Here is a 24,071-nt window from a genome sequence, read left to right as displayed (position 1 = left end):
CCCCAGGGGGCTCACTTCGCCGGCGCGGCGTTGCTCGCGCGGACCCGCTGGAGCGCGTGCTCGAGGGCCCTTCGCTGCAGATGCTCCCGGGGCATGCCGGGGGTGCTGTCCAGCTCCTCCAGGGCCTCGGTGAGCAGCCGCTCCGCGCGGGCTCCCTCTCCCCGGGCCAGGAGGATGCGCGCGTGCCCTGCGAGCACGGTGCCCCGCGCGATTCGCGGCGCCAGCGCGAGGGCCCGCTCGCTCGCGGCCAGCGCCTCGTCATGGCGTCCGGCCATCGCGTACAACGTCGCCAGCCGGGCCGGCGGGTTGTAGTCCCCGGGGAGCTCCCGCGCGCTGCGCTCCAGCAGCGCCAGCGCCTCGTCGGGCCTGTCCCTCAACGCCGCCGCCATCACCCGATGCGAGTCGAGCGCGGCGCGCTCCTCGGCGTTCCTCGCGTGCCGGGCTTGGGCCCCCAGGAACGTCCACCACCGCTCCGTCATCCCCCGCAGGCCCGCCGTGTCCCCGGCCAGCTCGTACGCCTCACAGGCCAGCTCGAAGAGCGACGAGCGCTGCAGCGGGCTCAACGCGTCCTCGGGCGCGTCGAGGCCCCACCGGGCCTCCTCGGCGAAGCGGTCTCGCGCCGCTCGCGCCTCCTCGGTGTCGGCATCCAGCGCGCAGCCCATGCCCACGTACAACAGCCGCGTGCGGTCATCCGCGCGCGCAAGTCCCGGCAGCTCCCTCCCCGCCACCCGCACGCACTCCTCGGCCGACCCCGAGGCCGACAGGGACTTGAGCCACGACACCACCGTGCCCGCCCGCCGCGCGTCCTCCGCCGCCAGCCCCGTCAGCGCCTTCCCATAGCCCTGGGCCGCCTCGGCGTGCCGACCCTGGAGCGCGAGCTCATCCGCCCGCGCCAGCAGCTCCGTGCCCCCATGGCCGCGCTGGAAGGTCCGCTCGGCCTGGGCCAGCAGGCCCAGCAACTGGGGCTCGGACACCGCGCCCAGCGAGCGGGTGATGACCGCGCCATGCTCCGGCTCCAGCACCAACAGGGTCGGCCACGTGTCCACCGGGTAGCGCTGGAGGAAGGGCAGGCTGCTCTGCGCATCCGTGTTCATCGTCAGCCACACGAAGCGCTCCGCCCACGCGCCCAGCGCGGGGGCCGTCAGCACCGTCGCGCGCAGGGAGCGACACGACTGACACCAGGGCGCCCACGCCTCCACGAAGAGCGGCCGCCCGCCCTCCTTCGCCTCGCGCAGCGCCCCCTCCCAGTCGTCCTCCAGGAAGACGGGCGGTGCAGGAGGGAGCGTGGCGCGCTGCGTCGTGGTCGAGGACGTCGCGCACCCCCAGAGCAGCAGCAGGGCGCCGACGGCGGGTCGCATCGTCATGGATTCTCCAGGGTTGGCCAGGCTCGATGCCGTCCCCGGACACCCTGGGTGCTGGCGCGGTTCCCAGCAGGTGGGGCCCCGACGCAACTTCCCGATGCCCGTGTGAGAAAATGGTGGGAACGCCCAGCACCCCCATGGGCCGGAGCCCTTCATGAGCCCCATCGACCGCAACCGCCCCGTCTCCACGCCCGTCGCCCCGTCGCAGACCCAGCGCGCGTCGCTGAAGAACCCGCTGGGCGGACTGGTGGAGGCCGCGAAGAACGGGCTGAAGGAGGTCCCGCGCTTCCTGGAGCAGGGCAAGGATGTCTTCGAGGCCACGCACCTGAGCGAGGTCAAGCGCCTGTTCGGCGGCGACGCCAGGCCGGACAAGACGCTGGACGGCAAGCTGATGGGCGCCAAGGGACAGACGTTCCCGCCCGGCACGCCGCTCAAGGACATCCCCGGCGTCACGCCGCAGAACAACCCGAACCCCGACAAGACGGTCCTCTACATCAACGGCATCCTCACGCCGGCCGCCAACCAGCTCAGCGAGATGCGGGCCATCGCGGAGAAGACCGACGCGCGCGTCATCGGCATCCACAACGCCACCGAGGGCTTCGTCGCGGACCTGGCCCAGTGCGTGGGCGACAAGCTGGACAAGGGCAAGAACCCCGCCGTGGACACCCTGGCGGACACCGTCTACGGCGAGCTGAAGGCGGGCCGCGAGGTCCACCTCATGGGCTACAGCCAGGGCGGCCTCATCACCGCGCGCGCCCTGTTCGACGTGGAGCGCCGGCTGCGCATCGAGGACGGCATGTCCTCCGCGCAGGTCGAGAAGCTGATGGGCAAGCTGAGCGTGGAGACCTTCGGCGCGGCGTCCACCCGCTACCCGGACGGCCCCCAGTACGTGCACTACATCAACAACGCGGATGCCGTCCCCACCCTCACCGGCCTGGGCGGCAGCTTCGACCCCATCGCCTTCGCCAAGGACGCGGGCAAGGGCGCCGTGGTGCACCGCTTCACCGACGGCAACCTGAACCTCATCGGCAACCACATGATGGACACGATGTACGTCAAGCACCGCGTGCCCTTCGAGCAGGCGCGCGCCGGCCAGTTCTGACGCGCACCCCCGCACGCAGGTGAAGTCCACGAGGGCTCGTGCACACGCACGGGCCCTTCGTCGTTGTGCGCCCAGCATGGGCGTGGGTTGGAGGTGAAAGTCCTCTGGGCGAACTGGTCGCAGCGAGCCCGAGCGAACCGCAAGGGGCCGACCGCGAGGGAGGTTCTGGAGGAAGCGGGGAGCGAAAGCGCGAGCCGACGCACAGGAAACGGATACGAGGCGCTGCGAGTCAGGGCGAGCGGGCAATGCACCGCGAAGCTCTCGCGACCAAGGACGGACGGCGTAAATCCGACGGCTGCGCGTGGAAACCCACGACTCTTACCTGGGGAGACCTCGCCTCATGCCTGAAAGGGCGACGGCCGCTGAGAAGCAGGCCGGAGCGAGGAGTCAGCAGAAGCCGTAGTAGTGGCACTCAGCGTCGGCAGGGATGGCGTGGCAGCCTCACCGAGCCGGGACGAGCCAGAGTGGCCGCGAAGGGCCGAACGGAAGGAAGGGTGAAACGACGGTGAGTCTCGAAGGCACCGGGCGTCAGAAGTCCGCGCAAGCGGAGCTCCCGCTTCAGGGTAGGGGTGAAGCCCCGAGGGTAGAGCGGAGTGACGAAATGCCGACGGTGGCGAGCCGAAACGCGCATCTGGGAAACGACGCCCGGCTGATGGAGCGGGCGCTCGAAGCTGGCAACGTCAAGGCGGCGTTGCGACGGGTGAAGCAGAATGGGGGCAGTCCCGGCATCGACGGGATGACGGTGGAAGAGTTGCCCATGTGGCTGGTGACCGGATGGGGCGACGTCCGCGAGCTGTTGCTCTCGGGCAGCTACCGTCCCAAGCCGGTCCGCGAGCAGCAGATTCCCAAGAGCGGCGGCGGGGTGCGAAAGCTGGGCATTCCGACGGTGCTCGACCGGCTCATCCAGCAGTGCCTGTTGCAAGTGTTGCAACCCGGTTTCGACGCGAGCTTCTCGCAGCACAGCTATGGCTTCCGGCCCGGAAGGAGCGCGCACGACGCGGTATGCGCCGCGCAGCGCTACATCCAGGAGGGGCGCCGAGTGGTGGTGGACGTGGACCTGGAGAAGTTCTTCGACCGGGTGCACCACGACGTGCTGATGGGAAGAATGGCGAAGCGACTCGGAGACAAGCGGGTGCTGGGGCTGATTCGCCGCTACCTCGAAGCCGGCGTCATGGTGAACGGGGTGGTAGTGGAGCGGTACGAGGGGACGCCGCAGGGCGGTCCCTTGTCACCGCTGCTGGCCAACGTGCTGCTCGACGAAGTGGATAAGCAGTTGGAGAAGCGGGGCCTGTGCTTCGTGCGGTACGCCGACGACTGCAACGTGTACGTGCGTTCCAAACGGGCCGGGCAGCGAGTGCTCCAGACGCTGCGCGAGCTGTACGCGCGGCTGCGGCTGCGAATCAACGAGGAGAAGAGCGCGGTGGACCGGCCGTGGAACCGGAAGTTTCTGGGCTACAGCTTCTGGGTGGCTCCGGGACGTCAGGTGAAACGCCGAGTGGCCCCCAAGGCGCTGGAGGCGATGAAAGCGCGGGTGCGAGAGATAACGGCCCGAAACGCAGGCCGAAGCATGGCCGCCGTGATGAGGGAGCTAAAGGAGTACCTCACCGGCTGGAAGCAGTACTTCCGGCGGGCGGAGACTCCAGGCATCTTCGAGACGCTGGACCAGTGGGTCCGTCGCCGCCTGCGCCAGGTGCAACTCAAGCAATGGAAGCGAGGCACGACCATCTATCGGGAGCTGCGGCGCCGAGGTGCGCCGGAGGACGTCGCCCGACAGGTGGCCGCCATCTCCCGCTGCTGGTGGAAGAACGCGGGCGGGAAGGTGCAACTGGCTCTGCCGACCCGCTACTACGACGACCTGGGAGTCCCCCGACTTGCCAGCTAACCTCAACCGACCGAACCGCCGGATGCGGACCCGCATGTCCGGTGGTGTGGCAGGGGAGCAGGCGGACTGAACCTCCTGCCCCCTATGCCGATTCAGGCGAGCGTCCAGCCTCGGACGTCGTGGCGAAGCATGACCTTCGCGGGCTCCGCCTCGACGCCGCGAGTGGCCAGGGACCTCAGCCGCAGCTTGTCCTTCTTGCTCAGGTCCCTCCAGGGCAGGAAAAGGGGTGATCTCCGTGCGCGCCAGAGCACCACGCCCCTCCAGCCGCCCTTCATCGCCTGCTCGTGAAGGAAGGCATCGAGCTTCTGGGTGAGCGACACGGGCTTCAGCTCGGGGCTGAGCAGGAAGTCGAGCACCGCCAGCTGTCTGGCTTCGACGGCCCTGACCACGGCGCTCGCGACGACCACCGAGCGCAGGTTCGGGAAGGCCTGCTTCGAGAGGATGGCCTGGACCTCGCCCACGGCCCCCTCGTCGACGGCGCGGTAGAGCGGCTGGGTCTGGCGCTTCTCGCGAGAGACGGAGAAGCGCCAGAGCAGGACCAGCGCCGTGAACGGCAGGACCGCCAGGCCCCACTCCTTCAGGCCCCACTCCTTTAGCGTCGTCATGCGTCTGTCATAGCATCGGGTCCTGGCTTGCAGGTGTGTCCCGGGTGGCTTCGAGGATGCCGGCCGAGGGCGTCGCGACCCGTGCGTGGCGTCCCTCGGACAGCCGACGTCACGGGGGGCGGGGGCCTTCGAGGCTGGAGGTCGTCAACGCGGCGGCCCGGACGAAGGTCTCGAGGAGCTCGGGGCCAAAATACTGAAGCTGGCTCTCACCGCTCTGATTCCGGACGTGCTCGGGCGAATCCAGATAGCCGATGTAATCCCCGGTGAGCGAGATGACGCGGGTTGCGCCGCCCGCGTCCTCGATCAGGCGACCCGCTGGAAGCGTCACTTCGGCGGGCATGAACAGCAGGCTCGCGGACCCCAGGCTCAGTCGAGATGCCTCGGCTTGGCGAGGACCCAGGTGGCACAGGGCGTTCTCGGTGATGCCGTGCAGGCCAACGGGCACCAGTCGGCTGGCATCGGGACGCGGGAGCTTCACCTGGACTCGCGTGTAGGCCAGTCCCTCCGCCGGGACAGGCGTGGGATGGATGCCGCGAGCCGCGTGCGTCAGGAGCGTTGCGAAGAGCGCATCCCGGGAGGAAGCGTCGCCCTCCCGTGGGGGAAGGGCTGCTCGAGCATTCCCGACCATGCCCTGGAGGAAGAGAACCACCCCACCTTCCTCCTCCATCGTGCGGCTGTACCGCCCTGGATAGTCTCCCGAGAGGGTCCGGGACTTGTGGGGCGCGAGCGTCGGATGCGCCGAGAAGATGGAGAGTTCCGCGACCTTCCGCTGCTCGTGTCGGAAGACCAGACGTGTCAACCGGGCATCGGCCTGGGGTTCGTCGCGACCGCGAGAGACGATGAGGTCGGGGACGCTGCCCTCACCCAGCTCGACGGAGACCGGGGTGAGGGCTTCCACCGCTCGCCGCAAGGCGCTGCTTGTCGCCGCGATGACGGCCTGACTCGCGGCCGGGCGGAACCGCCCGACTCCACCGAGCTGGAAGAGAGAGGACGGTTCGTAGCTCCCCATCGAGGAATGGGTGTGGGTGGCCGTCACCAACAGCTCGGTGACCTTCAACTCCTGGAGGAGGCCCGCCAGAGAGCGTCGCATCGCGGACGGGGGGGTCAACAGCTCCGCCGAGACGATGGCCACCCGGACGTCGCCTGACTGGAGCACCAGGGCCCTGATGGCCAGTGGAGTGGTTGCTTCCGTGGCCGAGGGGCGCAAGGGGCCATAGCCGGCGGAGGCGACGGGCAATGGAACGATGATGTCCTCCACTCCCGCGCCAGCCTGGAGCGGCCCCTTGAACGCGGCGGCGGCCACGACGCGTGGGCTCTCGGACGAGGGCGCCGGGCACCACCAGTCCATGGCTGCGATGGCGTGGAGGACGAGGATGAAGAGGAGCAGCGCACCCAGTTTCTTGAGCCATGGCCGGAGGCGGTGTTGTGGGCTCGGGGACATGCGCCGGAGTGAGCGGGTGGAGTGCGCCCGGCAATAGCAACCTCGAATGGGTGCGTCAATCCAGCGGGGCGCCCCTCGGAGGGGCATGCCGTGGCATGCTCGCCCCGAGAGGCAGGAGCCAGACGCCTCGTTCAACCGGCGTGGGACTCGGGCGGCTCAGTAGAAGCAGTCACCATTGCACGCGTAGACCCAGCCAGTGCCGCACCCCGTGGGGGTGTAGCTACAGGCCGTTCCGGTCGTGCAGAACGTCAGGATGGGGCAATAGTCCGAGGCCGTGCTGCAGCTGCAGTTGGCTTTGTTGCCGGCGGCGCTGGCCTGCTCTTGCGGCCCGAGGGTGGCGAGGAGCAGCGTCGCCTCGGTCTGGCCAAACAGAGACGTGGCCTGCTCCTTGATTCGGGCAAGGTCCGCGCCCACCGTGCTCACGCTGGAGCCCTGCGCGAAGAGGGACGGAGTGAAGACGCCCAGGAGCTTCTGGATGAACTCGACCTGGGCCTTGTCCAGGTTGGGATGCGTCTCGAGGTACTGCTGATAGTGCTGCTTCCAGAGATTGCTCTGGGCCTCGGGAGAGAGCTTCGCGAAGATGGCCTTGCGGTAGGCCAACGAGAAGCGGGCGAACTCGTCATACTGCGTGGGCAGTTGCTTCGCATGGGCCTCCACCCACGCCTGGGCTTCGATGCACTCCTGGGCCTTGGCCTGGGTGGGAAGGAGCAGGGCGATGCCGCTGAGTGTGAATGCAAGTGCAACCACGAGTGAATTCAATCGCATGGTGTGCCTCTCCTGTTGGAGGTGACGTCGCCGCAGGGTGTTTGCCCTTGTGGCGACGTCTGTTGTTTGGACTTGAATGGGGTGTGAGGTCAAGTTCCAAGTTTGCCATTCATTGATTCTGCGGGGGGTGGCTTTGTCCTGGCGGGCTGGAAATCCAGGCAAGGTGCTGGTTTGCAATCGCCCTGCGAGGAGGCGCGTGGCCTCGCGGGGTGGGCATCGAGGCGGTCAGGTCGCACAAAAGAAAACTGGCGCGAGCCCGGTGGACTCGCGCCAGTTCTTTTTCCAACGGTCCGTCTGGTTCAGCGTCCCGGCGGCTTCAGGTCCGCGGGCAGTCCCCCCGACGTCGGCGGGCGCTCCAGCGCGGAGGGCGTGAGCCCCTGGGTGGAGAGGGGGCCCGCGTCCTGCTGCGAGGGCTTCTTGTCATCGTCCGAGCACGCGCCGAGCACGGCGCACGCGGCGATGACGGCGCATAGATGGCGAGTCATCGTTCCTCCTCCCCGTCTCAGTACTTGACCCAGATTTCCGTGCCGGGATGAATCTCCGTCAGCGGCGTCGTGTCCGGCTCGGAGGCGATGAGCTCCTTCGTCACCGGGTTGGCGCTGTACGCGCTCTTGCCCGACCAGACGATGAGCGCGTCCTTGAACACGCTCAGGTCATGCACGTGCTCCTGCACGGTGTAATTGTTCCAGCCCGGCGTGCGCGCGGGGTAGATGAAGACGGCGGGCGCGGGCTCGGCCTGCGGCTCGCTGCCGGCGTCCGTGGCGCCGTGCTGGTGGTCCCCGGACGTGCCCACCCACTCCACCGTCGTCTCCTGGCCCTGGGCGTCGCGGCAGGTCTGCGTGGTGGGGAAGTACACGTTCGCGAACGGCGTGTTCGGCATGCGCGCGCGCAAGGAGACGCGGTGCGCATGCGTGTCCGCGGCCAGCACCTCGGATGCGGAGGCGCGTGTCCAGGTGATGGACTTCACGTTGCCGCTCGCGTCCTTCTCCACCACCGCCTTGCCGAACTGCGAGTCCAGCGGCCGCACGGAGGTGACACCCTCGGGGATGCGAATCTGGAGCCGCCAGGTGTCCGCGCCGCTGCAGCCGTGGCCGACGGTGAACTGCACCTCATAGGACGTGCCTTCGATGGCGGGGCCGGCGCCGGAGGTGCCGATGTGCGCCTGGGCGGCCGTGCCGACCAGCAGGCCCGCGGACGCGAGCAGGAGTGGGAGTGAGGTCTTCAAGCAGGGCCTCCAGTGGAAGGGATTGCGCTGGAGACCCGGGTTAACAGACGGCCCGCGCGCCACCGATGTGGCCTTTTGCCGCAGCCCCGGGGGCACCCCAATCACTTGCCAGCGACAATCATCCGGAGACCGGAGGGTGCCGCGACAATTCGCCGCACCTGTCCATGAATGACCTGGGGCTCACCACACGCCCTGCTCTCGCAGCAGGGTCCCCAGGGGCCGCGCGCCGCCGCGGTGGGACTCGAAGAGGCTCGCGGCGAGCTGCCGGGTGGGGTGGGCCCAGCCGATGCGCTGCTGCCCCTCGTGAGCCACCGGGCCGCAGTGGATGAGGGAGGCGCGCAGTTCCTCGTCGGAAGTGAACACCGCGTGCTCCAGGGGCAGCGGGCTCTGACTGGCGAGGAACACCTGCCGCCCGCCCAGCTCCCCGAGCGCGGCCTCCACCCAGCGCGGGTGCAGTCCATTGGCGGGCTCGTCCAGGATGGCGAAGTCCTCGTTGACGTCCAGGTAGTACAGGAGCGACAGCAGCCGCTTCTGGCCGAAGCCCAGCTCCGCCTGAGACACCTCGCCCCCGTCGCGGCGGACGAAGTGGAAGGTGAAGCCGCCGAAGCCCACGCGCCCGCCGTTGTCGTACGAGCGCTTCTCCAGCACCTCCACGCGCAGCCGTCCGGAGGCCATCCCCGCCATCTCCACGAAGCGCGCGAGGAACGAGCGCTCCAGCGCGTCATGGCGCAGCTCCAGCGCGTCCACCAGGGGCTCCAGCTCCACGCGCTCCTTGAGCCACCCCGGCATCCAGGACGGCAGCGCCATCAACCCCAGCGGGAAGATTTCGCCGTCGTGCGCCTCCATCGCGTAGCGGATGGCGCCCAGCCGCTCGTACATCCCGAGCGCCTCGTCGAAGCGCTGCGGCGCGAGCAGGAAGGTGCGGCGCAGCAGCGTCTTGAGCCGCTCCTTGAGCCCCGCGTCGATGTACTGCGCCGTCATGAACAGCAGCGTCCACACCGAGCGGTCCAAGAGCGACCAGTGCATGGTGCGAGACCACGCGCTCTCCCCATCCACCTTGCAGTCGAGCCCCTCCGAGTCCGCGCGCAGCACCAGCCGCGTCGACGGCGACGTCAGCAAGAGCTCCACCTCGATGAGCGGCTGCAGCCCCGACTCGTGCGTGGGCACGCGCAGCGGCAACAGCCCCGCGCCCTGCCGGGGCGTCGCGTCCGCGCGCTCGGGCACCCGCGTGTCGTTGCGCGCGAAGACGTGCAGCTTCATGCCCGGGAAGGCCAGCTCGTACTCCAGCGCGAAGCGCTCGTGGATGAGGCCGGAGAAGTCCGAGCCGAGCACGGTGGACAGCAGCTCCAGCAGCGTGGTGCGGCCGGTGCCGTTCTCACCCAGGATGAGGTTGAGCGTGGGCCCGGGGGTCAGCTCGGTGCCGGGGGCGACGCCGCGGTAGTGGTGGACGGTGAGCCGGGTGAGCTTCATGCGAGGTCCTCACCCGGCAGCTTCGTGCTCCCGGGGTCCGACGGGAATACTCCACCCACCGGAGTGTCTGGTGTGCCGCCCGGAGCATGACGCGTCCGGGCATGCGCGAAGCGTTTGGTGGGCTCCGGACTCGTCTATACACTCCGCGCGCTTTCGCACCCCTCAAGAACCCTGGATGCAGAATCCAGAAAGGATGAAGTGAGGACGATGAAGAACGTTGCCCTCGGTTGTCTGTTCTCTGCGCTGGTGGCCCTCGTCGCGGCCCCCGCCTCCGCCCAGCTGGAGCTGCCCGCGGCCAGCCCCTCCGCCAAGGTGACGCAGGAGGTGGGCGTCACGTCCATCTCCGTCGACTATTCCAGCCCGGCGGTGAAGGGCCGCAAGGTCTGGGGTGACCTGGTGCCCTGGGACAAGCCGTGGCGCTCGGGTGCGAACGCGGCCACCAAGATTACCTTCAGCCACGACGTCACCTTCGGTGGCAAGGCCGTGCCCGCGGGCACGTACTCCATCGTCACGCTGCCCTCGCAGAAGGGCTGGAAGGTGATGCTGAACAAGGAGCTGGGCCTGTTCTCCACGCCCGCCCAGTACTCGCCCGCCAACGACATCGTCACCGTCGCCGGCACCACGGCGGCGATTCCCAGCCGCGAGCGCCTGACGTACGTGTTCAGCAACACCACCGAGGACACCACGTCGCTGGACCTGGAGTGGGAGAAGCTGCGCGTCTCCGTCCCCATCAAGGCGGACACCGCGACGCTGGCCAAGGCGAACATCGAGAAGGCGGTGGCGCAGAGCGCCAGTGAGCACGCGCAGGCGGCCCGCTACGTGGCGGAGTCCACCAAGGACTACGCGGCGGCGCTGAAGCTGGCGGACGCGTCCGTGGCCATCGACTCCAACTGGTACAACCAGTGGATTCGCGCGGACATCCTGGCCAAGAGCGGCAAGTACGCGGAGGCCCGCAAGGCCGCGCAGATTTCGTGGGACCTGGGCCAGAAGGCCCCGAACTTCTTCTACAAGGACCAGGTCTCCAAGGCCCTGGCGGACTGGAAGAACAAGTAGTCCTCCGTCCTGGTGGAGCCCTCCTTCAGCGTCGGGGGGCTCCGCCCGCGAGTCGCCGGTAGAGCGACTCGTACCGGTCGATGGCCGGCGCCTGCCTGAAGCGCTCGACGACGTCGGCGCGCGCCCGGAGGGAGAAGGCCCGCCACCTCGCCGTGTCACGCAAGAGGCCCAGCACGTGGCCCGCCATGGCGCGCACGTCCCCCAGCGGCGCCAGCAGGCCCGTCTCGCCGTGGCGCACCACCTCCGGGATGCCGCCCACGTCGCTGGCCACCACGGGCACCCCGCAGCTGAGCGCCTCCAGCGCCGCGAGCCCGAAGCTCTCCTGCTCACTGGGCAGCAGGAACACGTCGGACGCGGCGAGCACCCGCACGAAGCGCTCCTGCTTGCCGGGGAAGGCCACGCGGTGGGCGAGCCCCAGCTCGCGCAGCATCCGCTCCGCGGGCTCGCGCTCCGGCCCGTCGCCCACCATCACCAGCCGGCACGGCCGCTCTCGGTGCACCTGGGCGAAGACGGCCACCACGTCGGTGATGCGCTTGACGGGGCGGAAGTTGGAGACGTGCACGAGCACGGGCTCGTCGTCGCCCAGGTCCGGGAAGAGGGCCTTGAGCTGTGCGCGCTCGCGCGCGGGGGCGTACGCCTCCGTGTCCACGAAGTTGGCGATGACCTCGATGGGGAAGCTGTCGGGGATGCCGAAGCCGCTCCACGTCGCGTCGCGCAGGAAGGCGGACGGCGTCGTCACCGCGTCGCTCTTCAGGATGGAGAAGCGCGTCATCGGCAGGTAGCTGGGGTGCACGCCGACGAGCGTCGTGTCCGTGCCGTGCAGCGTGGTGACGACGCGCGGCGCCTGGTCACCCAACACCTCGCGCGCCATCCACGCCGCCGTGGCGTGGGGCACCGCGTAGTGCACGTGCAGCACATCCAGGTGCGCCTGGGTGGCGACTTCAATCATCTTGGACGCCAGCGCAATCGGGTACGTACCGGAGCGCTGGAGCGCGGGGTAGTCGCTCTCCTTCACCTCGTGGAACGACACGCCCCTGGGCAGGGCGGCCAGCCGCACCGGCGGCTCGCGCGCGATGAAGTGGACCTGGTGGCCCCGCTCGGCCATGGCCAGGCCGATGCCGGTGGCGACCATGCCGCTGCCACCGAATGTCGAGAAGCAGGTGATGGCGATGCGGAGGGGAGGGCTCATCGGCGGTGAGGGAAGAACAGGGGCTTCTCGAAGCTATTCCGGCGGAAGTGCTCCACCGGGTCGACGAGCCCCAGCGTCTCCCGCACCACGTACGGCTCGCCGTGGGCCACGCCGACCTGGGCGCCGTAGAAGCGGTCCCTCGCCTCCAGGGAGGAGAGCGACAGCGGGGAGCCCACCAGCGTCGCGGGCGCGCCCGGGCGGGGTTCCACCTGACTCGCGTAGCAGCGCACGGCCGCCGTCTTGGTCTCGTAGACGGAGGACACGTCCACCACGAAGCTCGGCTCGGCCAGGTGGCGCAGCGGATAGTAGAGGACCTGTCGGGGCGTGAAGGCCGCGCCGGGGGGCTCGGTCTCGAACTTGCGCACGCCGGAGAAGAACAGCGCGCGTGTCACCAGGGCGCTCGCGGCCTCGTGGTCCGGGTGGCGCTCCTCCTCCCACGGCACGATGACCAGCTCCGGGCGCAGCCTGCGCAGCACCTCCACCACGCGCGCGACGGCGGACGCGCGCACGCGCTCGGCCTCGGGCGCCTCGAAGCCGGCCCACGGGCTGAGCCAGCCGTCGGGCAGCTCCAGGTTCTCGCGCACGGCCAGGCCCAGCACCCGCGAGGCGGCCTGGGTCTCCTCCGCGCGCGACTCGAGCGTGCCGCGCGAGCTCTTCTCCCCTCGCGACAGGTCGATGATGCCCGTGCGGTGGCCCTGGCTCGCGAGCCGCGCCATCAGCCCGCCGCAGAACAGCTCCACGTCGTCCGGGTGGGGACCGAAGGCCAGCGCCTCCAGCCCGTACGTCGCGCCGCTCGCGCTCATGGCGTCAGGTCCTGGAGGTCGCCGGAGAAGGGGATGCAGGCGTCGAGCACCTGGCGGGTGAAGGCCCGCGTGCCGAAGCGACACGCGTGGTAGGCCATGCCGTGGATGCGCTCCTGCGGCGCGCCCTCCGGCAGCAGCATGGCGCGCAGCCGGTCCACGCGCTCGGTGGTGACCTCGTCGCGCAGCGCGAGCGCCCGGCCGTAGCGGGCCGACAAGCGTGACACCGCCGCGCGCACGGTGCCGCGCGTGCGCTTGAGCGCGTCCAACAGCCGCGGGTCCAGCTTCAGCATCGACTCGCCCAGCGTGTCCAGCTCGGCGGAGAACGCGCCGAACAGCCGCGCCTCCACGGCGCCCGCGGGCTCGTAGGGCTCGGCCGCGTCGCGCGTGGCCAGCTTCGTCAGGAGCGCTTCACGCGGCTGGCTCGCCTCGTCCGCGGTGAGGCCCAGCTTGTGGAGCAGCCTGCGCGCGCGGTCATCGAGCACCCGGAAGCGCGCGCGCGGCACCACGAGCGGCATGGGCAGGCCCGCGTGCGCGTAGAGCGGCGCCAGCTGCGCGAAGTAGGAGACCTCGCCCGGGCCGCCGACGTACGCGGCGGTGGGCAGCCACGTGTCCTGGAGCAGCGGGCGCAGGAGCGCGGAGGTGGTGAAGCGCAAAGGCTCCTGCTCCAGCGCGCGCAGCAGCTCCTCTGTGGTGACGGTGGCGCCGCGCGGGTGGCCCACGAGGCTCCACGTCTGGGGCCCCGCGGGGTCCAGCCGGTAGCGCGCGCCGTCGACCTCGTCCGGGGAGAAGAAGCCCAGCGGCGAGCCAGGGCGGATGTAGACCTGCTCGGAGAAGCCCGCGCGGGTCAGCTCCTCCACGCGCTGGGTGAGCGCGGTGGAGAGGGTGGCCGCGTGCTCGAGCGAGAGCCGGTGGATGGGCGCGGCCAGCGGCGCGAGGCGCGCGTCCCTCGGGTCGAGGAACACCAACCCCTCTTCGGCGAAGAGGGTGGAGAGCACCTCGGTGAAGGCCTCCGCGAGCGTCGCTTCGGGGCGGTAGGCCCACTCGAGCAGGGAGAGGTGCTCCTCGGCCTGGGGCTCCGCGCCCAGCTCCGCGCGCAGCGCCTCCAGGGCCTTGAGGACCCCGGGGCCCAGCTTCTGGTGGGCGATGGGCGCGCGAGAGAGGGCCGCGTCGGGGAGGTCGAGCGACACGCGACAGCGCGCGCCCCTCGGGCTCGCGACGAAACAGTGGTCGACCTCCGGCAGGTCATGGTCCTCGGTCTGGAGCCAGAAGACGGGAACACAGGGGCGGCCGGTTTCTTCCCGGAGTTTTCGCGCGGCGACGATGGCGGCGGCGGCCTTGTAGAGCGTGAAGAGCGGGCCGAGGAACAGCCCCATCTGTTGTCCCGTCACCACGACGATGGTGCCGGGCTGGGCGAGCTCCTCCAGATGCCGGGTCCTGGCGGGGCTCGGTGCCAGCCGGGCGTTCTGGGCTCGCAGCACCTCGAGCAGCGCGGGCGGGACGGAGCGGGTGGAGGCAGCGGCCGCGGCCTCCGCGCGAGCGGCGCGGTGGCGGAAGCGGTCGGGCAGGAAGGCGAGCGCGCGTGGGTCTCCCTGGAGCCACGCGGTGGGAAACGAGGGCGTCACGGTGCGCGGTGATAACAGGTCGCCTTTGCTCCGGCACGCAGAAGGACCGTGGCGCACACTCGACGTGCCAGCGTGGCTGGCCGCGTCATCGCGGATGAAGGCCGCGCGCGCGTGAGGCGGGTCCTTGTTGTAGGGTCCGCGGCGGATGCGAACCCTGCTCACCTTCGGCATGACGCTGGCCATGAGCCTTGGAATCGGGACCACGGCCTTCGCGCAGACACCTCGACAACCGCACGCGGGAGAAATCGCGGCGGGCCTGCGGCGCCTCGGCGTGACGGGCAGCGTGCTCTACGTGGCGGCCCACCCGGACGACGAGAACACGCGCTTGCTCGCCTGGCTCGTCGGAGAGCGCGGCCTGCGCGCGGGCTATCTCTCGCTCACGCGCGGCGATGGCGGACAGAACCTCATCGGCACCGAGCAGGACGAACTCCTCGGGCTCATCCGCACCTATGAGCTGCTCGCCGCGCGCCGCGTGGACGGCGCCGAGCAGTACTTCACCCGCGCGCGGGACTTCGGCTACACGAAGTCCGCCGACGAGGCGCTGCGCATCTGGGGCCATGACGCGGTGCTGGCGGACGTGGTGCTCGCCATCCGCCGCTTCCAGCCGGACGTCATCGTCACGCGCTTCAACACGAAGCCGCCCAACCACGGACACCACACCGCGTCCGCGCTGCTCGCCGCCGAGGCCTTCGCGGCCGCCGCGGACCCGTCGCGCTTCCCGGAGCAGCTGTCGCTGGTGAAGCCGTGGAAGGCGGACCGGCTGCTGCACAACGTCTCCACGTGGAGCCTGAAGCCGGACGCGGACATGTCCGCCTATCTCAAGGTGGACGTGGGCGGGTACGACGCGCTGCTCGGGCGCTCGTGGGGAGAGATTTCGGCGGAGAGCCGAAGCCAGCACAAGAGCCAGGGCTTCGGGGTCCCCACCGAGCGCGGTCCGCTGCTCGAGTACTTCCAGCCGCTGGACGGCACGCGCCCCAAGGCCGACGTCTTCGAGGGGCTGGAGCTGTCCTGGCGCCGCTGGAAGGGCACGGAGAGCGTGGCCCGCGCGGTGGAGGAAGCGCAGAGGGGCTTCGACGCGCGCGCGCCGTATCGCTCGGTGCCCGCGCTGCTGAAGGTGCACGAGGCGCTGTCCTCGCTGCCGGACGAGCACCCGTGGAAGGCCGTGAAGCTGCGCGAGACGGAGGCGCTGGTGGCCGCGTGCGCGGGACTGTTCCTGGAGGCGCGGGCCGCCGAGGCCACGGGCACGCCGGGCACGTCGGTGGCGGTGACGCTGCACGCGCTGAACCGCTCGCCCGCGGCGCTGAAGCTGGTGAGCGTGACGCTGCCGGGTGGGGAGCGCGTGGCGGTGGACTCGGTGCTCGCGGAGCACGCGCCGCTCAAGCTGGAGAAGAAGCTGGCCCTGCCACAGGACGCGGCCGTCACCACGCCGTACTGGCTGCGCAAGCCCGCCTCTGGCGGCCTGTTCGCGCTGGACGACTCGGACCGCGCGCTGACGGGGCTGCCCGAGGCGGGGCCGGCGTTGTCGGTGTCGTTCGTGTACGAGGCCGCGGGGCGTCGCCTCACGGTGACGCGGCCGGTGGTGCACGTGTGGACGGACCCGGTGCGCGGGGAGCTGTACCGCGCGTTCGAGGTCGTCCCCGCCGTCACCGCGACGCTGGAGCGGGACCGGGTGATGTTCCCCAACGGCGCGGCGCAGTCGGTGGCCGTGGTCCTGGGCGCGGGGCGTGGGGACGTGAGCGGCAAGGCACGGCTGGAGCTGCCGAAGGGCTGGCGCTCGGAGCCCGCGGAGCATGCGTTCCAGTTCGCCACGCGCGGTGATGCGCGCACCGTGCACTTCAAGGTGACGCCGCCCAAGGGCGCGACGGAGAAGGGGCGCCTGCGCGTCGTCGTCGACGTGGGCGGGCGCGCCGAGTCGTGGCGGGTGCGGACCGTGTCGTACGAGCACCTGCCTCCCCTGGCGGTGCGGCAGGACTCGGAGGCCACGCTGGTTCCCTTCTCGCTGGCGACGAAGGTGAAGCGGCTGGGCTACATCCCCGGCCCCGGGGACAAGGTGGCCGAGAGCCTGGCGGCGGTGGGCTACGAGGTGACGGTGCTGCCCGAGGAGCGGCTGGACGCGGAGAAGCTGGAGCGCTTCGACGCCATCCTCGTCGGCGTGCGGGCCTTCAACGCGAACCCGCGCCTCGCGGTGCACCGCGAGCGACTGCTCGACTACGTGAAGCAGGGTGGGCACCTGGTGGTGCAGTACAACACCAACAGCCGCGTGGGACCGCTGTCGGCGTTCGTCGGGCCGTACCCGCTGGAGATTGGCCGCGAGCGTGTGACGGACGAGACGGCGGTGATGACGCCGGTGTCGGCGGACGAGCCGCTCTTGCGCGCGCCCAACCGGCTGACGTCCGCGGACTTCGACGGCTGGGTGCAGGAGCGCGGGCTGTACTTCGCGTCGAAGTGGGACGACAAGTACCGCCCGGTGTTTGCGATGAACGACGCGGGCGAGGAGCCGCTGAAGGGCTCGTTGCTCGTCGCGCGTCATGGCAAGGGCGTGTTCGTCTACACGGGCCTGGCCTTCTTCCGTCAGCTTCCCGCCGGGGTCCCCGGCGCCTACCGCCTCCTGGCGAACGTCCTCGCGCAATGAGCCCTCCCGTGAATCCCTCCTCGTCTCCCGCGCCCGTCGAGAAGCGGCCGGAGCTGGATGACGCGCCGCCGCTGCTCGGCTCGTGGCGCAACATCTACCTGCTGGTGGTCGGCTCCTTCGTCCTCTTCGTCGTCCTGTCGGCGGCGCTCACCTGGGTGTACTCGTGACCTTGCTCGACTGGGGGGTGTTGGTCGGGACGATTGTGTTCATCGTCTCGTGGGGGTTGTGGAAGTCGCGGGGCTCGAAGAGCACGGAGGAGTACCTGCGGGGGACTCGTGAGCTGAAGTGGCCCACCATCGGCCTGGCGGTGATGGCCACGCAGGCCAGCGCCATCACGTTCCTCTCCGTTCCGGGACAGGCCTACGAAGACGGCATGCGCTTCGTGCAGTTCTACTTCGGGCTGCCGTTCGCGATGATTCTCATCAGCGCGGTCTTCGTCCCCATCTACTACCGGCTGAACGTCATCACGGCGTACCAGTACCTGGAGTCGCGCTTCGACCTGAAGACGCGCCTGTTCGGCGCCTTCCTGTTCCTGGTGCAGCGGGGGCTGGCGGCGGGCATCACCATCTACGCGCCGTCCATCATCCTCTCCACGATTCTGGGCTGGGCGCTGGAGCCCACGGTGGTGGCGATGGGGGCGCTGGTCATCCTCTACACGGTGACGGGCGGCTCCACCGCCGTCAGCCAGACGCAGAAGCAGCAGATGGTGGTGATGATGGGCGGCATGGTGGTGGCCGCGCTGGTCATCCTCTGGCGGCTGCCCTCGCACGTGTCGTTCGGTGACGCGGTGGACGTGGCGGGCGCGTTCGGTCGGATGAACGTGGTGAGCTTCGACTTCAACGTGCAGGACCGTTACAACTTCTGGTCCGGACTCACGGGCGGCTTCTTCCTGGCGCTGTCGTACTTCGGCACGGACCAGTCTCAGGTGGGCCGCTATCTCACGGGGCGCTCCATCACGGAGAGCCGGCTGGGGTTGTTGTTCAACGGCGTGCTGAAGATTCCGATGCAGTTCCTGATTCTCTTCGTCGGAATCCTCGTCTTCGTCTTCTACCAGTTCAGCACGCCGCCCCTGCTGTTCAACGAGACGCTGGGCGAGCGGATGCGAGGCTCCGGGCAGGCGGCGGAGTACGCGGCGCTGGAGACGAAGTGGGAAGAGGTGCAGTCGAGCAAGCGCGCGCAGGTGGAGCGGTACCTGTCGGCGGAGGACGAGGCTTCGCGCACGGGTGTGCGTGAGGCGCTGCGTGCCGCGGCGGGAGAGGCGAGCCAGGTCCGCAAGGACGCCAAGGCGCTGGTGACGCGGGCGCTGCCGGGGGCGGAGACGAAGGACTCTGACTACATCTTCATCAGCTTCGTGAAGCGGTGGCTGCCCAGCGGGCTGTTCGGTCTGCTCATCGCGGTCATCCTGTCCGCGGCGATGAGCTCCATCGCGAGTGAGCTCACCGCGCTGGGGGCGACGACGACGGTGGACTTCTACCGGCGGGTGTTCCGTCCGGAGGCGTCGGACCGGCACGTGCTCATCGCGTCGAAGTTGTTCACGGTGTTCTGGGGATTGGTGGCGGTGGGGTTCGCGACCTTCGCGTCGCTGCTCGACAACCTCATCCAGGCGGTGAACATCCTGGGCTCGATTTTCTATGGGACGGTGCTGGGCATCTTCCTGGTCGCGTTCTTCCTCAAGTTCGTGCGAGGGCATGCGGTGTTCACCGCGGCGGTCATCTCGCAGGCGACAGTGATTGGGCTCTTCATGCTCAGTGACATCGGCTACCTCTGGTACAACGTCATTGGCTGCGCGCTCGTCGTGGCGCTGAGTCTGGTGGCGCAGTCGGTGCTGCCGCGTGGACCGGAGGCCGCTCCGGCTCCGGGGGCCTGAGCAGGGCGCGGGCTACGGCGCGTCGCCGAGCGCGGCCCGGGTTGCCTCGATTTCCGCGAGGGACGTACCTCCATCGCGGAGCCAGCGGCCTCCGCCCGGGCCCTTGCATCTGCTGGCGCAGAAGGCGTCCTTGTCGTCGAGCGGGAGTCGCAGGCCATCCGAGAAGGTTCCGTCGTGACAGGCGCACACGGTGCCGATGTCCGCGAAGCCGACGTAGGCCACTCCGAAGACCGCGCTGCTCAGGATGGCGATGAGAAGCCAAGGCCGTTGGCTCATGGGTGGACCTGTGTGGACCGGGGCATGGCGTGAGCCTATCCGGATGGATGCATTCGAGCGCAACGGGCTTTCAATAGAAGACATCCCCTGGAACTGGACGGCCTCGCGTTCCGCGAGCTGCGCACTCGCTGAGCCGTCGCGGTCCGCGGAGTCGGCTCAAGCCGCCACGGCCTCCGTGATGCTCATCGCCGTCGGCGTGGCCAGGATGCGCGAGAGCTTCAAGTCCGCCTGGGCGAAGAGCTCGCGGAAGTCCTCTTCCGTCCGCTCGCGCCCCGGAAGCGAGGCCAGCATCATCACGTCCAGCACCTTGCCCCCGTGCGGCCCATTGCCCGGAGGAATGACGGTGTCCACCACGAGCACGCGTCCACCCTCCGCCATCGCCGCCCGGCAGTGGCGCAGCAGCGTGACGCACGTCTCGTCGTTCCAGTCGTGGAGGATGCGCTTGAGCACGTACGCATCCGCCCCCGCGGGCACGGACTGGAAGAAGTCCCCCTCCACCAACTCGCACCGCTCCGCGAGCCCCGCCCGCGCGACTCGCGATCCCGAGAGCACGTGCGCATGGTCGAAGAGCACACCTCGCACCTGGGGCGCCGCCTGGAGCACCTCGATGAGGAATCCGCCGTGCCCACCGCCCACGTCGACCACGCGCCGCAGCGGCGTGAAGTCGTAGCTGCCCGCGATGGCCTTGTTCTCCATGTCGGAGAGGCTGGACATGCCCTGGTGGAAGATGTCGCCCTGGACCGGGTCGCTCGTCAGGTAGTCGAAGAAGGGCTTGCCGAAGATACGGTCGAACGGCGTCTGCCCCGTGCGCACCGTCTGCGTCAGCTCGCCGGTGGGGGCCCAGAAGATTCTCTGCGTCAGCATGCGCACCGCGCTGTGCAGGGAGCCGGGCGCATCCGTGCGCAGGTACTCCGCGGCGGGCGTCAGCGAGAAGCGTCCTGCTTCATCCTCGGCGAAGACCTCCACGCTCGCGAGCAGCCGGAGGACCCGATAGAGCGACTGCGCATGCACGCCCAGCTCCTCCGCGAGCGATGCCGCGCTCCGAGGCCCCTGGACCAGGCGGTCCGCGACGCCCAGCTCCGCCGCCGTGGACAGCGCGCCGGAGAGGATGAAGCCAAAACCCAGGTCGACGATTCGCTGCGCGGGATGCACGGTAGGTGGAGTCATGGCGACATCTTCACGCAGTCCTCCGACAGGACGCCAATGGCCTGACACACCCGCAGTCCCAGGTGGATTGGCGTGCCGCGTCAGCGCGACGTCAGAGCAACGTCTCGATTTCGGTCGTCAACGCCTCCACGGAGGGCACGTCGTCCTCCTCGAGCGGCGCGCTGACGTGGAGGGTGCCGCCTTCGAGCCCCAGGCGCCTGGCCCCTCCCTCGATGATGACGCGCTGGATGCCCGCCTTCACTGTCTCGCGGCCGAGCTCGGCCTGCGCTGTCGCCTTGAGCGCCCCAGCCACGGCATTGGCGAGCAAGACCAGCCCCCGGAGCGGCTCACCGTCCGCGGTCTTGTCGATGGCGGGCTCCCAGCTCAGCTCGCCGCCCAACAGGGCCACCAGCTCCTTGCGCTGGGCCTCCATCAATCGGCGCGCTCCAAGGCGCGTGGGTGCGGGCTCGGCGAGCGGGGACAGGCCCTCGGGCGCCAGCGTCCCGACGAAGCCCGCGGCGTCATGCACGGTGAGCGCCTCGATGGACCCCAGCGCGACGTACGTCGCATCCGTGCCCGCGTCATTCCGCGACGGTGCGCCGCCGCGAACGAGGACGAACACCTCCTGGCGCAGCTGCGCGAGCGCCAGGATGGTGCCGCTCAGCTCCCGCCCGCTGCGCAGATGCAGGGTGACGCGGGGCAGCCGGACCTGCTCCCCGCGCAGCTCGCGCTTCTGGAGCGCCGCGAGGTCATCCAGCACCTCCGCGAGCGGCCGCGCCGACAGCGCACGCAGCTTTCGTTCGTCCTCGGTCATGGGCGGGGCCTAGAGAATCGCCTCGATGGCGCCGCGCAGGTCGTCCTCTCCGTAGAGCTTGTCCGAGTAGCCGTAGAAGCTCTCGCGCACGAAGAGGGTGTTGTCCTTGATCTCCACGCTCTTGTCGCCCGGGTTCTCCGCGCTCTTGGCGACGTTCTGGAAGACGATCTTGCTGAACTTCGCCTTCGCGGCCTCCTTCCCGAGGTCATCCGCGCAGATGCTCTTCATCACGGTGACGACGAGGCCCGGGCCGTACGACTCGTAATAGTAGTCGTAGCAATCGAGGATGATCTTGTCCTCGGGGAAGCTGGCGGTGTCGATCTCGAATGGCATCTCGAAGCCGATGGCGGCATTGAGCTCCGACTGGAAGCGCGGGGAATGAGAATCCCGGATGGCCACGATGCGACGACGCTCTGCGAGACCCATGGTGTGTTCCTGTCTCTGAAGGGTGTGGGACGAAAGCACGCAGTGTCCCCACCCCGGTCTCCCACGTCAACCGGATGTGGCCTCCCAGGGACGCCAATGGCATGACATCCCGGGCGTCCCGGGCGGTTTGTCCTCCTGCCGCCGGCTGGACAATCTGTGTCGCAACACCTCGCACCCAACTGTGCAGGTCAGCCATGGCGCGAGTGTGAAACATGGTCGCGCGCACGCGAATGCGTTAGGTCTGCGCTCCCACCGCCGTCGCACGCGCTGCCCGCGCGCAGGGAGGCACGTTTCCCATGTTGGACTCCGCCGTACCGTCCTCTTCCGCTGTCTTCGAAGTGAAGGGCGAGGATGGCCATGTCATCTCCGACGACTTCTCCCGCCTCGACCTGGATCTGGTGCACGGCTTCCTGACGAAGACGTACTGGAGCCCGGAGATTCCCCGGGAGACGGTGGAGCGGGCCTGGCGTCACTCGCTGGCCTTCGGTCTGTACGCGGCGGATGGCGCGCAGGTGGGCGGCTGCCGCGTGGTGACGGACCGGGCGACCTTTGCCTACCTGGCCGACGTGTTCGTCCTGGAGTCACAGCGTGGCAAGGGCTTGAGCAAGTGGCTGATGCGGGTCGTCTTCTCCCACCCGGACCTCCAGGGGCTGCGCCGTTTCATGCTGGCGACGAGAGATGCACATGGGCTGTACGCGCAATACGGTTTCACGGCGCTGACGGCACCGGAGCGAATCATGGAGCGCGTGGACCCGGACGTGTATCGACGAAAGAAGCAGGACGCGCGCTGACGCAAGCGGCCCCGGCCGGGCTATCTTCGCCCGGACGAGGAGCGGCCCATGGCGAATGGACAGAGGCGGGGCGCGGGGCCCGGCCGGAACGAGGAGCCCCGCATCGCGCCCGAGGACGAGGACGCGACGCGCGACATCCCGATGTCCTACGCCCCGGAGGAGACCCGCGTGGCGCCTCCGGATCCGCCCGCTTCCGAGACTCGAATCGGTCCCCAGGACCTGGTCGACGAGCAGGAGGACATCGTCACCGAGGCGCGCAAGGGGCAGAGCGTACCGCCGCCGCGAGGTGTCGCCGGTCGAGGCCCCGAGGCCCGTGGCGCGGCCCGGGGCCAGGAGGTCATCGTCACCGAGGCCCGCTCCCCTCGGAGCCCCTCCACGGGCGATGCACGCGCGGGCCGGGGCCAGGAGGCCATCGTCACCGAGGCCCGGCCCAGCCGACCTCCCGCGCGAGGAGGCGCGGAGAGTGACCTGCCACCGAAGGGACGCACCGCTGGCCGCGCCCCACCGGAGGACCCCAGGGGCCGCGCTGGTGCACGCGGCGCCCAGGAGCGCATCCAGGAGTTGGACCTGGATGAGGACGAGGACACCAACGCGTCCGCCGCTCACGCCGGAGGTGACGACGAGGAGTTCCAGCTCTTCACCAGCGGCGGTGTCGAGGACGAGCACCTGCCCTTCGCCACGGAGCTTCGAGGCGGAGGCTCGGCCCCGGCGGCGGGGATGCGAGGAGGCTCGGCGACGGAAGTGCGAGATGGCGCGGCCCCGGCGGTGCGAGGTGGCTCGGCTCCCGCGGGGATGCGCGGAAGCTCGACGGGGGAGGGGCGAGGTGGCTCGGCGCCAGCGACGGAAGTGCGCGGAGGCTCGGCACCCGCGACGGAGGTGCGCGGAGGTCCAGCCCCCGCGACAGAGGTGCCTGGTGGCCCGCCCCGCGTGGAGCGGGTGAAGGTCCCCGCGAGCAACTGGCTGTCACGCGGGAGCGAGAAGCCGCAGGCCTCCGGCGGGCTCGCGGCGGGCGTCGTACGTCTCAGTCCCCTGGAGCCCGCGGCGGGCAAGGTGGCCGCGGCGGCCGAGGAGGGCCCCGCGCTGCGGACGATGTTCGCCAACCACTCCGCGCTGCTCGCAGAGCAGCTGCGCGAGGCCCTGTCCAAGAAGATGTACGGGCGCGGACCGCACCGCGTGCTGCGCATCGACGAGCCCGAGGGCCCCAGCACCGCGGGCGGCAAGCTGGCCCGGCAGAACATCTCCCTGGTGCCGCGCAAGGGCTCCGGCCCGTCCCTGGTCTGCGGCTGGGTGGACGTCTCCAAGCGCGAGGCCCAGCTGCGCAACCACGACGCCGTGGCGAAGCGCTACGAGTCCCACCACGGCGAGCCGCTGGAGCTGGTGGCCGAGGAGTACGAGCGCTTCCTCAACGACGTCGAGGAGGTGCTCGCCAAGGCCGTCATCAAGGTCCGCCTCATCGTCCCCGAGGAGCAGGCCGGAGCCCGGATGGTGGCTCCGGCCGTCCAGGCCCGCGCGAAGGGCGGCGTCCCCATGGTGCTGGTGCTCGTGCTCATGGGGCTCGCCTTCGCGCTCGGCCTGTTCGTCGGGAAGACGCCGGGCTGAAG

The 24,071-nt window shown here is 69.9% G+C and carries 22 protein-coding genes; 8 read left to right on the top strand and 14 right to left on the bottom strand.

Annotation, left to right across the window (positions count from 1 at the left end; all coding sequences use genetic code 11):
* Nucleotides 1-11: 11 nt before the first annotated feature.
* Entirely contained in the window at nucleotides 12-1,364 is a 1,353-nt protein-coding gene (locus AC6JA9_RS35055; protein ID WP_483578662.1) for a thioredoxin family protein, read from the bottom strand.
* Between the two features lie 151 nt (nucleotides 1,365-1,515).
* Between AC6JA9_RS35055 and AC6JA9_RS35050 the strand changes: the two genes are divergently transcribed.
* Entirely contained in the window at nucleotides 1,516-2,463 is a 948-nt protein-coding gene (locus tag AC6JA9_RS35050) for a hypothetical protein (RefSeq protein WP_483578661.1), read from the top strand.
* 610 nt (nucleotides 2,464-3,073) lie between these two features.
* Entirely contained in the window at nucleotides 3,074-4,345 is a 1,272-nt protein-coding gene (ltrA, locus tag AC6JA9_RS35045) for a group II intron reverse transcriptase/maturase (protein WP_426736026.1), read from the top strand.
* A 92-nt stretch (nucleotides 4,346-4,437) separates the two neighbouring features.
* Here the strand turns inward: ltrA and AC6JA9_RS35040 are convergent, their stop codons facing one another.
* The 6 genes from AC6JA9_RS35040 to AC6JA9_RS35015 form a co-directional block, all read right to left on the bottom strand.
* On the bottom strand, nucleotides 4,438-4,950 hold the full coding sequence (locus AC6JA9_RS35040; protein ID WP_473571031.1) for a hypothetical protein: 513 nt from the start codon (nucleotides 4,948-4,950) through the stop codon (nucleotides 4,438-4,440).
* A 109-nt stretch (nucleotides 4,951-5,059) separates the two neighbouring features.
* Nucleotides 5,060-6,208, bottom strand: coding sequence for a neutral/alkaline non-lysosomal ceramidase N-terminal domain-containing protein (locus tag AC6JA9_RS35035; protein ID WP_408889274.1), 1,149 nt, complete (start codon nucleotides 6,206-6,208; stop codon nucleotides 5,060-5,062).
* Between the two features lie 339 nt (nucleotides 6,209-6,547).
* The gene (locus AC6JA9_RS35030) at nucleotides 6,548-7,156 is read right to left on the bottom strand and encodes a bacteriocin fulvocin C-related protein (RefSeq protein ID WP_223748309.1); all 609 of its coding nucleotides are present in this window, start codon (nucleotides 7,154-7,156) and stop codon (nucleotides 6,548-6,550) included.
* 299 nt (nucleotides 7,157-7,455) lie between these two features.
* Entirely contained in the window at nucleotides 7,456-7,641 is a 186-nt protein-coding gene (locus AC6JA9_RS35025; protein ID WP_141326308.1) for a hypothetical protein, read from the bottom strand.
* Nucleotides 7,642-7,658: 17 nt separating this feature from the next.
* On the bottom strand, nucleotides 7,659-8,381 hold the full coding sequence (locus AC6JA9_RS35020; RefSeq protein ID WP_497958446.1) for a DUF1775 domain-containing protein: 723 nt from the start codon (nucleotides 8,379-8,381) through the stop codon (nucleotides 7,659-7,661).
* Nucleotides 8,382-8,561: 180 nt separating this feature from the next.
* A complete protein-coding gene (locus AC6JA9_RS35015) occupies nucleotides 8,562-9,851 on the bottom strand; it encodes an AAA family ATPase (RefSeq protein ID WP_141326304.1) in 1,290 nt (429 codons plus the stop codon).
* Between the two features lie 207 nt (nucleotides 9,852-10,058).
* Here AC6JA9_RS35015 and AC6JA9_RS35010 point away from each other — a divergent pair, with 207 nt between their 5' ends.
* The gene (locus AC6JA9_RS35010; RefSeq protein WP_194869242.1) at nucleotides 10,059-10,904 is read left to right on the top strand and encodes a DUF2911 domain-containing protein; all 846 of its coding nucleotides are present in this window, start codon (nucleotides 10,059-10,061) and stop codon (nucleotides 10,902-10,904) included.
* A gap of 25 nt (nucleotides 10,905-10,929) precedes the next feature.
* Here the strand turns inward: AC6JA9_RS35010 and bshA are convergent, their stop codons facing one another.
* Genes bshA through bshC form a run of 3 tightly spaced genes read right to left on the bottom strand, consistent with a single transcriptional unit; the run spans nucleotide 10,930 to nucleotide 14,518 of the window.
* Nucleotides 10,930-12,093, bottom strand: a complete 1,164-nt coding sequence (gene bshA, locus AC6JA9_RS35005; protein ID WP_141326300.1) for an N-acetyl-alpha-D-glucosaminyl L-malate synthase BshA — start codon at nucleotides 12,091-12,093, stop codon at nucleotides 10,930-10,932.
* Nucleotides 12,090-12,896 (bottom strand): bacillithiol biosynthesis deacetylase BshB1, encoded by an 807-nt coding sequence (gene bshB1 / locus AC6JA9_RS35000; RefSeq protein ID WP_223748313.1) that lies wholly within the window; start codon nucleotides 12,894-12,896, stop codon nucleotides 12,090-12,092. Before bshB1 ends, bshA begins: the two co-directional genes overlap by 4 nt.
* Entirely contained in the window at nucleotides 12,893-14,518 is a 1,626-nt protein-coding gene (gene bshC / locus AC6JA9_RS34995) for a bacillithiol biosynthesis cysteine-adding enzyme BshC (protein ID WP_497958445.1), read from the bottom strand. The genes bshB1 and bshC overlap by 4 nt, the downstream gene beginning before the upstream one ends.
* Before the next feature lie 145 nt (nucleotides 14,519-14,663).
* Between bshC and AC6JA9_RS34990 the strand changes: the two genes are divergently transcribed.
* The 3 genes from AC6JA9_RS34990 to AC6JA9_RS34980 are packed head-to-tail and all read left to right on the top strand — an operon-like array spanning nucleotide 14,664 to nucleotide 19,017.
* On the top strand, nucleotides 14,664-17,150 hold the full coding sequence (locus AC6JA9_RS34990) for a PIG-L family deacetylase (protein WP_497958444.1): 2,487 nt from the start codon (nucleotides 14,664-14,666) through the stop codon (nucleotides 17,148-17,150).
* 8 nt (nucleotides 17,151-17,158) lie between these two features.
* Nucleotides 17,159-17,317: a hypothetical protein gene (locus AC6JA9_RS34985; protein WP_223748556.1), complete on the top strand. Its 159-nt coding sequence runs from the start codon at nucleotides 17,159-17,161 to the stop codon at nucleotides 17,315-17,317.
* A complete protein-coding gene (locus AC6JA9_RS34980) occupies nucleotides 17,314-19,017 on the top strand; it encodes a sodium:solute symporter family protein (RefSeq protein WP_223781558.1) in 1,704 nt (567 codons plus the stop codon). Before AC6JA9_RS34985 ends, AC6JA9_RS34980 begins: the two co-directional genes overlap by 4 nt.
* Nucleotides 19,018-19,029: 12 nt before the next feature.
* Here the strand turns inward: AC6JA9_RS34980 and AC6JA9_RS34975 are convergent, their stop codons facing one another.
* The 4 genes from AC6JA9_RS34975 to AC6JA9_RS34960 all read right to left on the bottom strand — a co-directional run bounded on the left by AC6JA9_RS34975 (nucleotide 19,030) and on the right by AC6JA9_RS34960 (nucleotide 21,679).
* On the bottom strand, nucleotides 19,030-19,293 hold the full coding sequence (locus AC6JA9_RS34975; protein WP_497958443.1) for a hypothetical protein: 264 nt from the start codon (nucleotides 19,291-19,293) through the stop codon (nucleotides 19,030-19,032).
* A gap of 156 nt (nucleotides 19,294-19,449) precedes the next feature.
* The gene (locus tag AC6JA9_RS34970) at nucleotides 19,450-20,460 is read right to left on the bottom strand and encodes a methyltransferase (protein WP_483578658.1); all 1,011 of its coding nucleotides are present in this window, start codon (nucleotides 20,458-20,460) and stop codon (nucleotides 19,450-19,452) included.
* Nucleotides 20,461-20,551: 91 nt separating this feature from the next.
* Nucleotides 20,552-21,253, bottom strand: a complete 702-nt coding sequence (locus AC6JA9_RS34965; RefSeq protein WP_248546856.1) for a hypothetical protein — start codon at nucleotides 21,251-21,253, stop codon at nucleotides 20,552-20,554.
* 9 nt (nucleotides 21,254-21,262) lie between these two features.
* Nucleotides 21,263-21,679 (bottom strand): hypothetical protein, encoded by a 417-nt coding sequence (locus tag AC6JA9_RS34960; RefSeq protein WP_497958442.1) that lies wholly within the window; start codon nucleotides 21,677-21,679, stop codon nucleotides 21,263-21,265.
* 296 nt (nucleotides 21,680-21,975) lie between these two features.
* Between AC6JA9_RS34960 and AC6JA9_RS34955 the strand changes: the two genes are divergently transcribed.
* On the top strand, nucleotides 21,976-22,470 hold the full coding sequence (locus tag AC6JA9_RS34955; protein ID WP_223748321.1) for a GNAT family N-acetyltransferase: 495 nt from the start codon (nucleotides 21,976-21,978) through the stop codon (nucleotides 22,468-22,470).
* Between the two features lie 48 nt (nucleotides 22,471-22,518).
* Nucleotides 22,519-24,069 (top strand): hypothetical protein, encoded by a 1,551-nt coding sequence (locus AC6JA9_RS34950; protein WP_497958441.1) that lies wholly within the window; start codon nucleotides 22,519-22,521, stop codon nucleotides 24,067-24,069.
* Nucleotides 24,070-24,071: the final 2 nt, after the last annotated feature.

Source organism: Myxococcus sp. MH1 (genome assembly GCF_059738865.1).
Note: the sequence above shows the minus strand (reverse complement) of the source record. Positions and strands in the feature narration are given on the sequence as shown.

Excerpts from the sequence above, each read along its gene's own strand:
- AC6JA9_RS35055 (WP_483578662.1), bottom strand. The coding sequence starts at position 1,364 with ATGACGATGCGACCCGCCGTCGGCGCCCTGCTGCTGCTCTGGGGGTGC.
- AC6JA9_RS35050 (WP_483578661.1), top strand. The coding sequence starts at position 1,516 with ATGAGCCCCATCGACCGCAACCGCCCCGTCTCCACGCCCGTCGCCCCG.
- AC6JA9_RS35040 (WP_473571031.1), bottom strand. The coding sequence starts at position 4,950 with ATGACGACGCTAAAGGAGTGGGGCCTGAAGGAGTGGGGCCTGGCGGTC.
- AC6JA9_RS35030 (WP_223748309.1), bottom strand. The coding sequence starts at position 7,156 with ATGCGATTGAATTCACTCGTGGTTGCACTTGCATTCACACTCAGCGGC.
- AC6JA9_RS35025 (WP_141326308.1), bottom strand. The coding sequence starts at position 7,641 with ATGACTCGCCATCTATGCGCCGTCATCGCCGCGTGCGCCGTGCTCGGC.
- AC6JA9_RS35015 (WP_141326304.1), bottom strand. The coding sequence starts at position 9,851 with ATGAAGCTCACCCGGCTCACCGTCCACCACTACCGCGGCGTCGCCCCC.
- AC6JA9_RS35010 (WP_194869242.1), top strand. The coding sequence starts at position 10,059 with ATGAAGAACGTTGCCCTCGGTTGTCTGTTCTCTGCGCTGGTGGCCCTC.
- bshA (WP_141326300.1), bottom strand. The coding sequence starts at position 12,093 with ATGAGCCCTCCCCTCCGCATCGCCATCACCTGCTTCTCGACATTCGGT.
- bshB1 (WP_223748313.1), bottom strand. The coding sequence starts at position 12,896 with ATGAGCGCGAGCGGCGCGACGTACGGGCTGGAGGCGCTGGCCTTCGGT.
- AC6JA9_RS34990 (WP_497958444.1), top strand. The coding sequence starts at position 14,664 with ATGCGAACCCTGCTCACCTTCGGCATGACGCTGGCCATGAGCCTTGGA.
- AC6JA9_RS34975 (WP_497958443.1), bottom strand. The coding sequence starts at position 19,293 with ATGAGCCAACGGCCTTGGCTTCTCATCGCCATCCTGAGCAGCGCGGTC.
- AC6JA9_RS34970 (WP_483578658.1), bottom strand. The coding sequence starts at position 20,460 with ATGACTCCACCTACCGTGCATCCCGCGCAGCGAATCGTCGACCTGGGT.
- AC6JA9_RS34965 (WP_248546856.1), bottom strand. The coding sequence starts at position 21,253 with ATGACCGAGGACGAACGAAAGCTGCGTGCGCTGTCGGCGCGGCCGCTC.
- AC6JA9_RS34960 (WP_497958442.1), bottom strand. The coding sequence starts at position 21,679 with ATGGGTCTCGCAGAGCGTCGTCGCATCGTGGCCATCCGGGATTCTCAT.
- AC6JA9_RS34955 (WP_223748321.1), top strand. The coding sequence starts at position 21,976 with ATGTTGGACTCCGCCGTACCGTCCTCTTCCGCTGTCTTCGAAGTGAAG.
- AC6JA9_RS34950 (WP_497958441.1), top strand. The coding sequence starts at position 22,519 with ATGGCGAATGGACAGAGGCGGGGCGCGGGGCCCGGCCGGAACGAGGAG.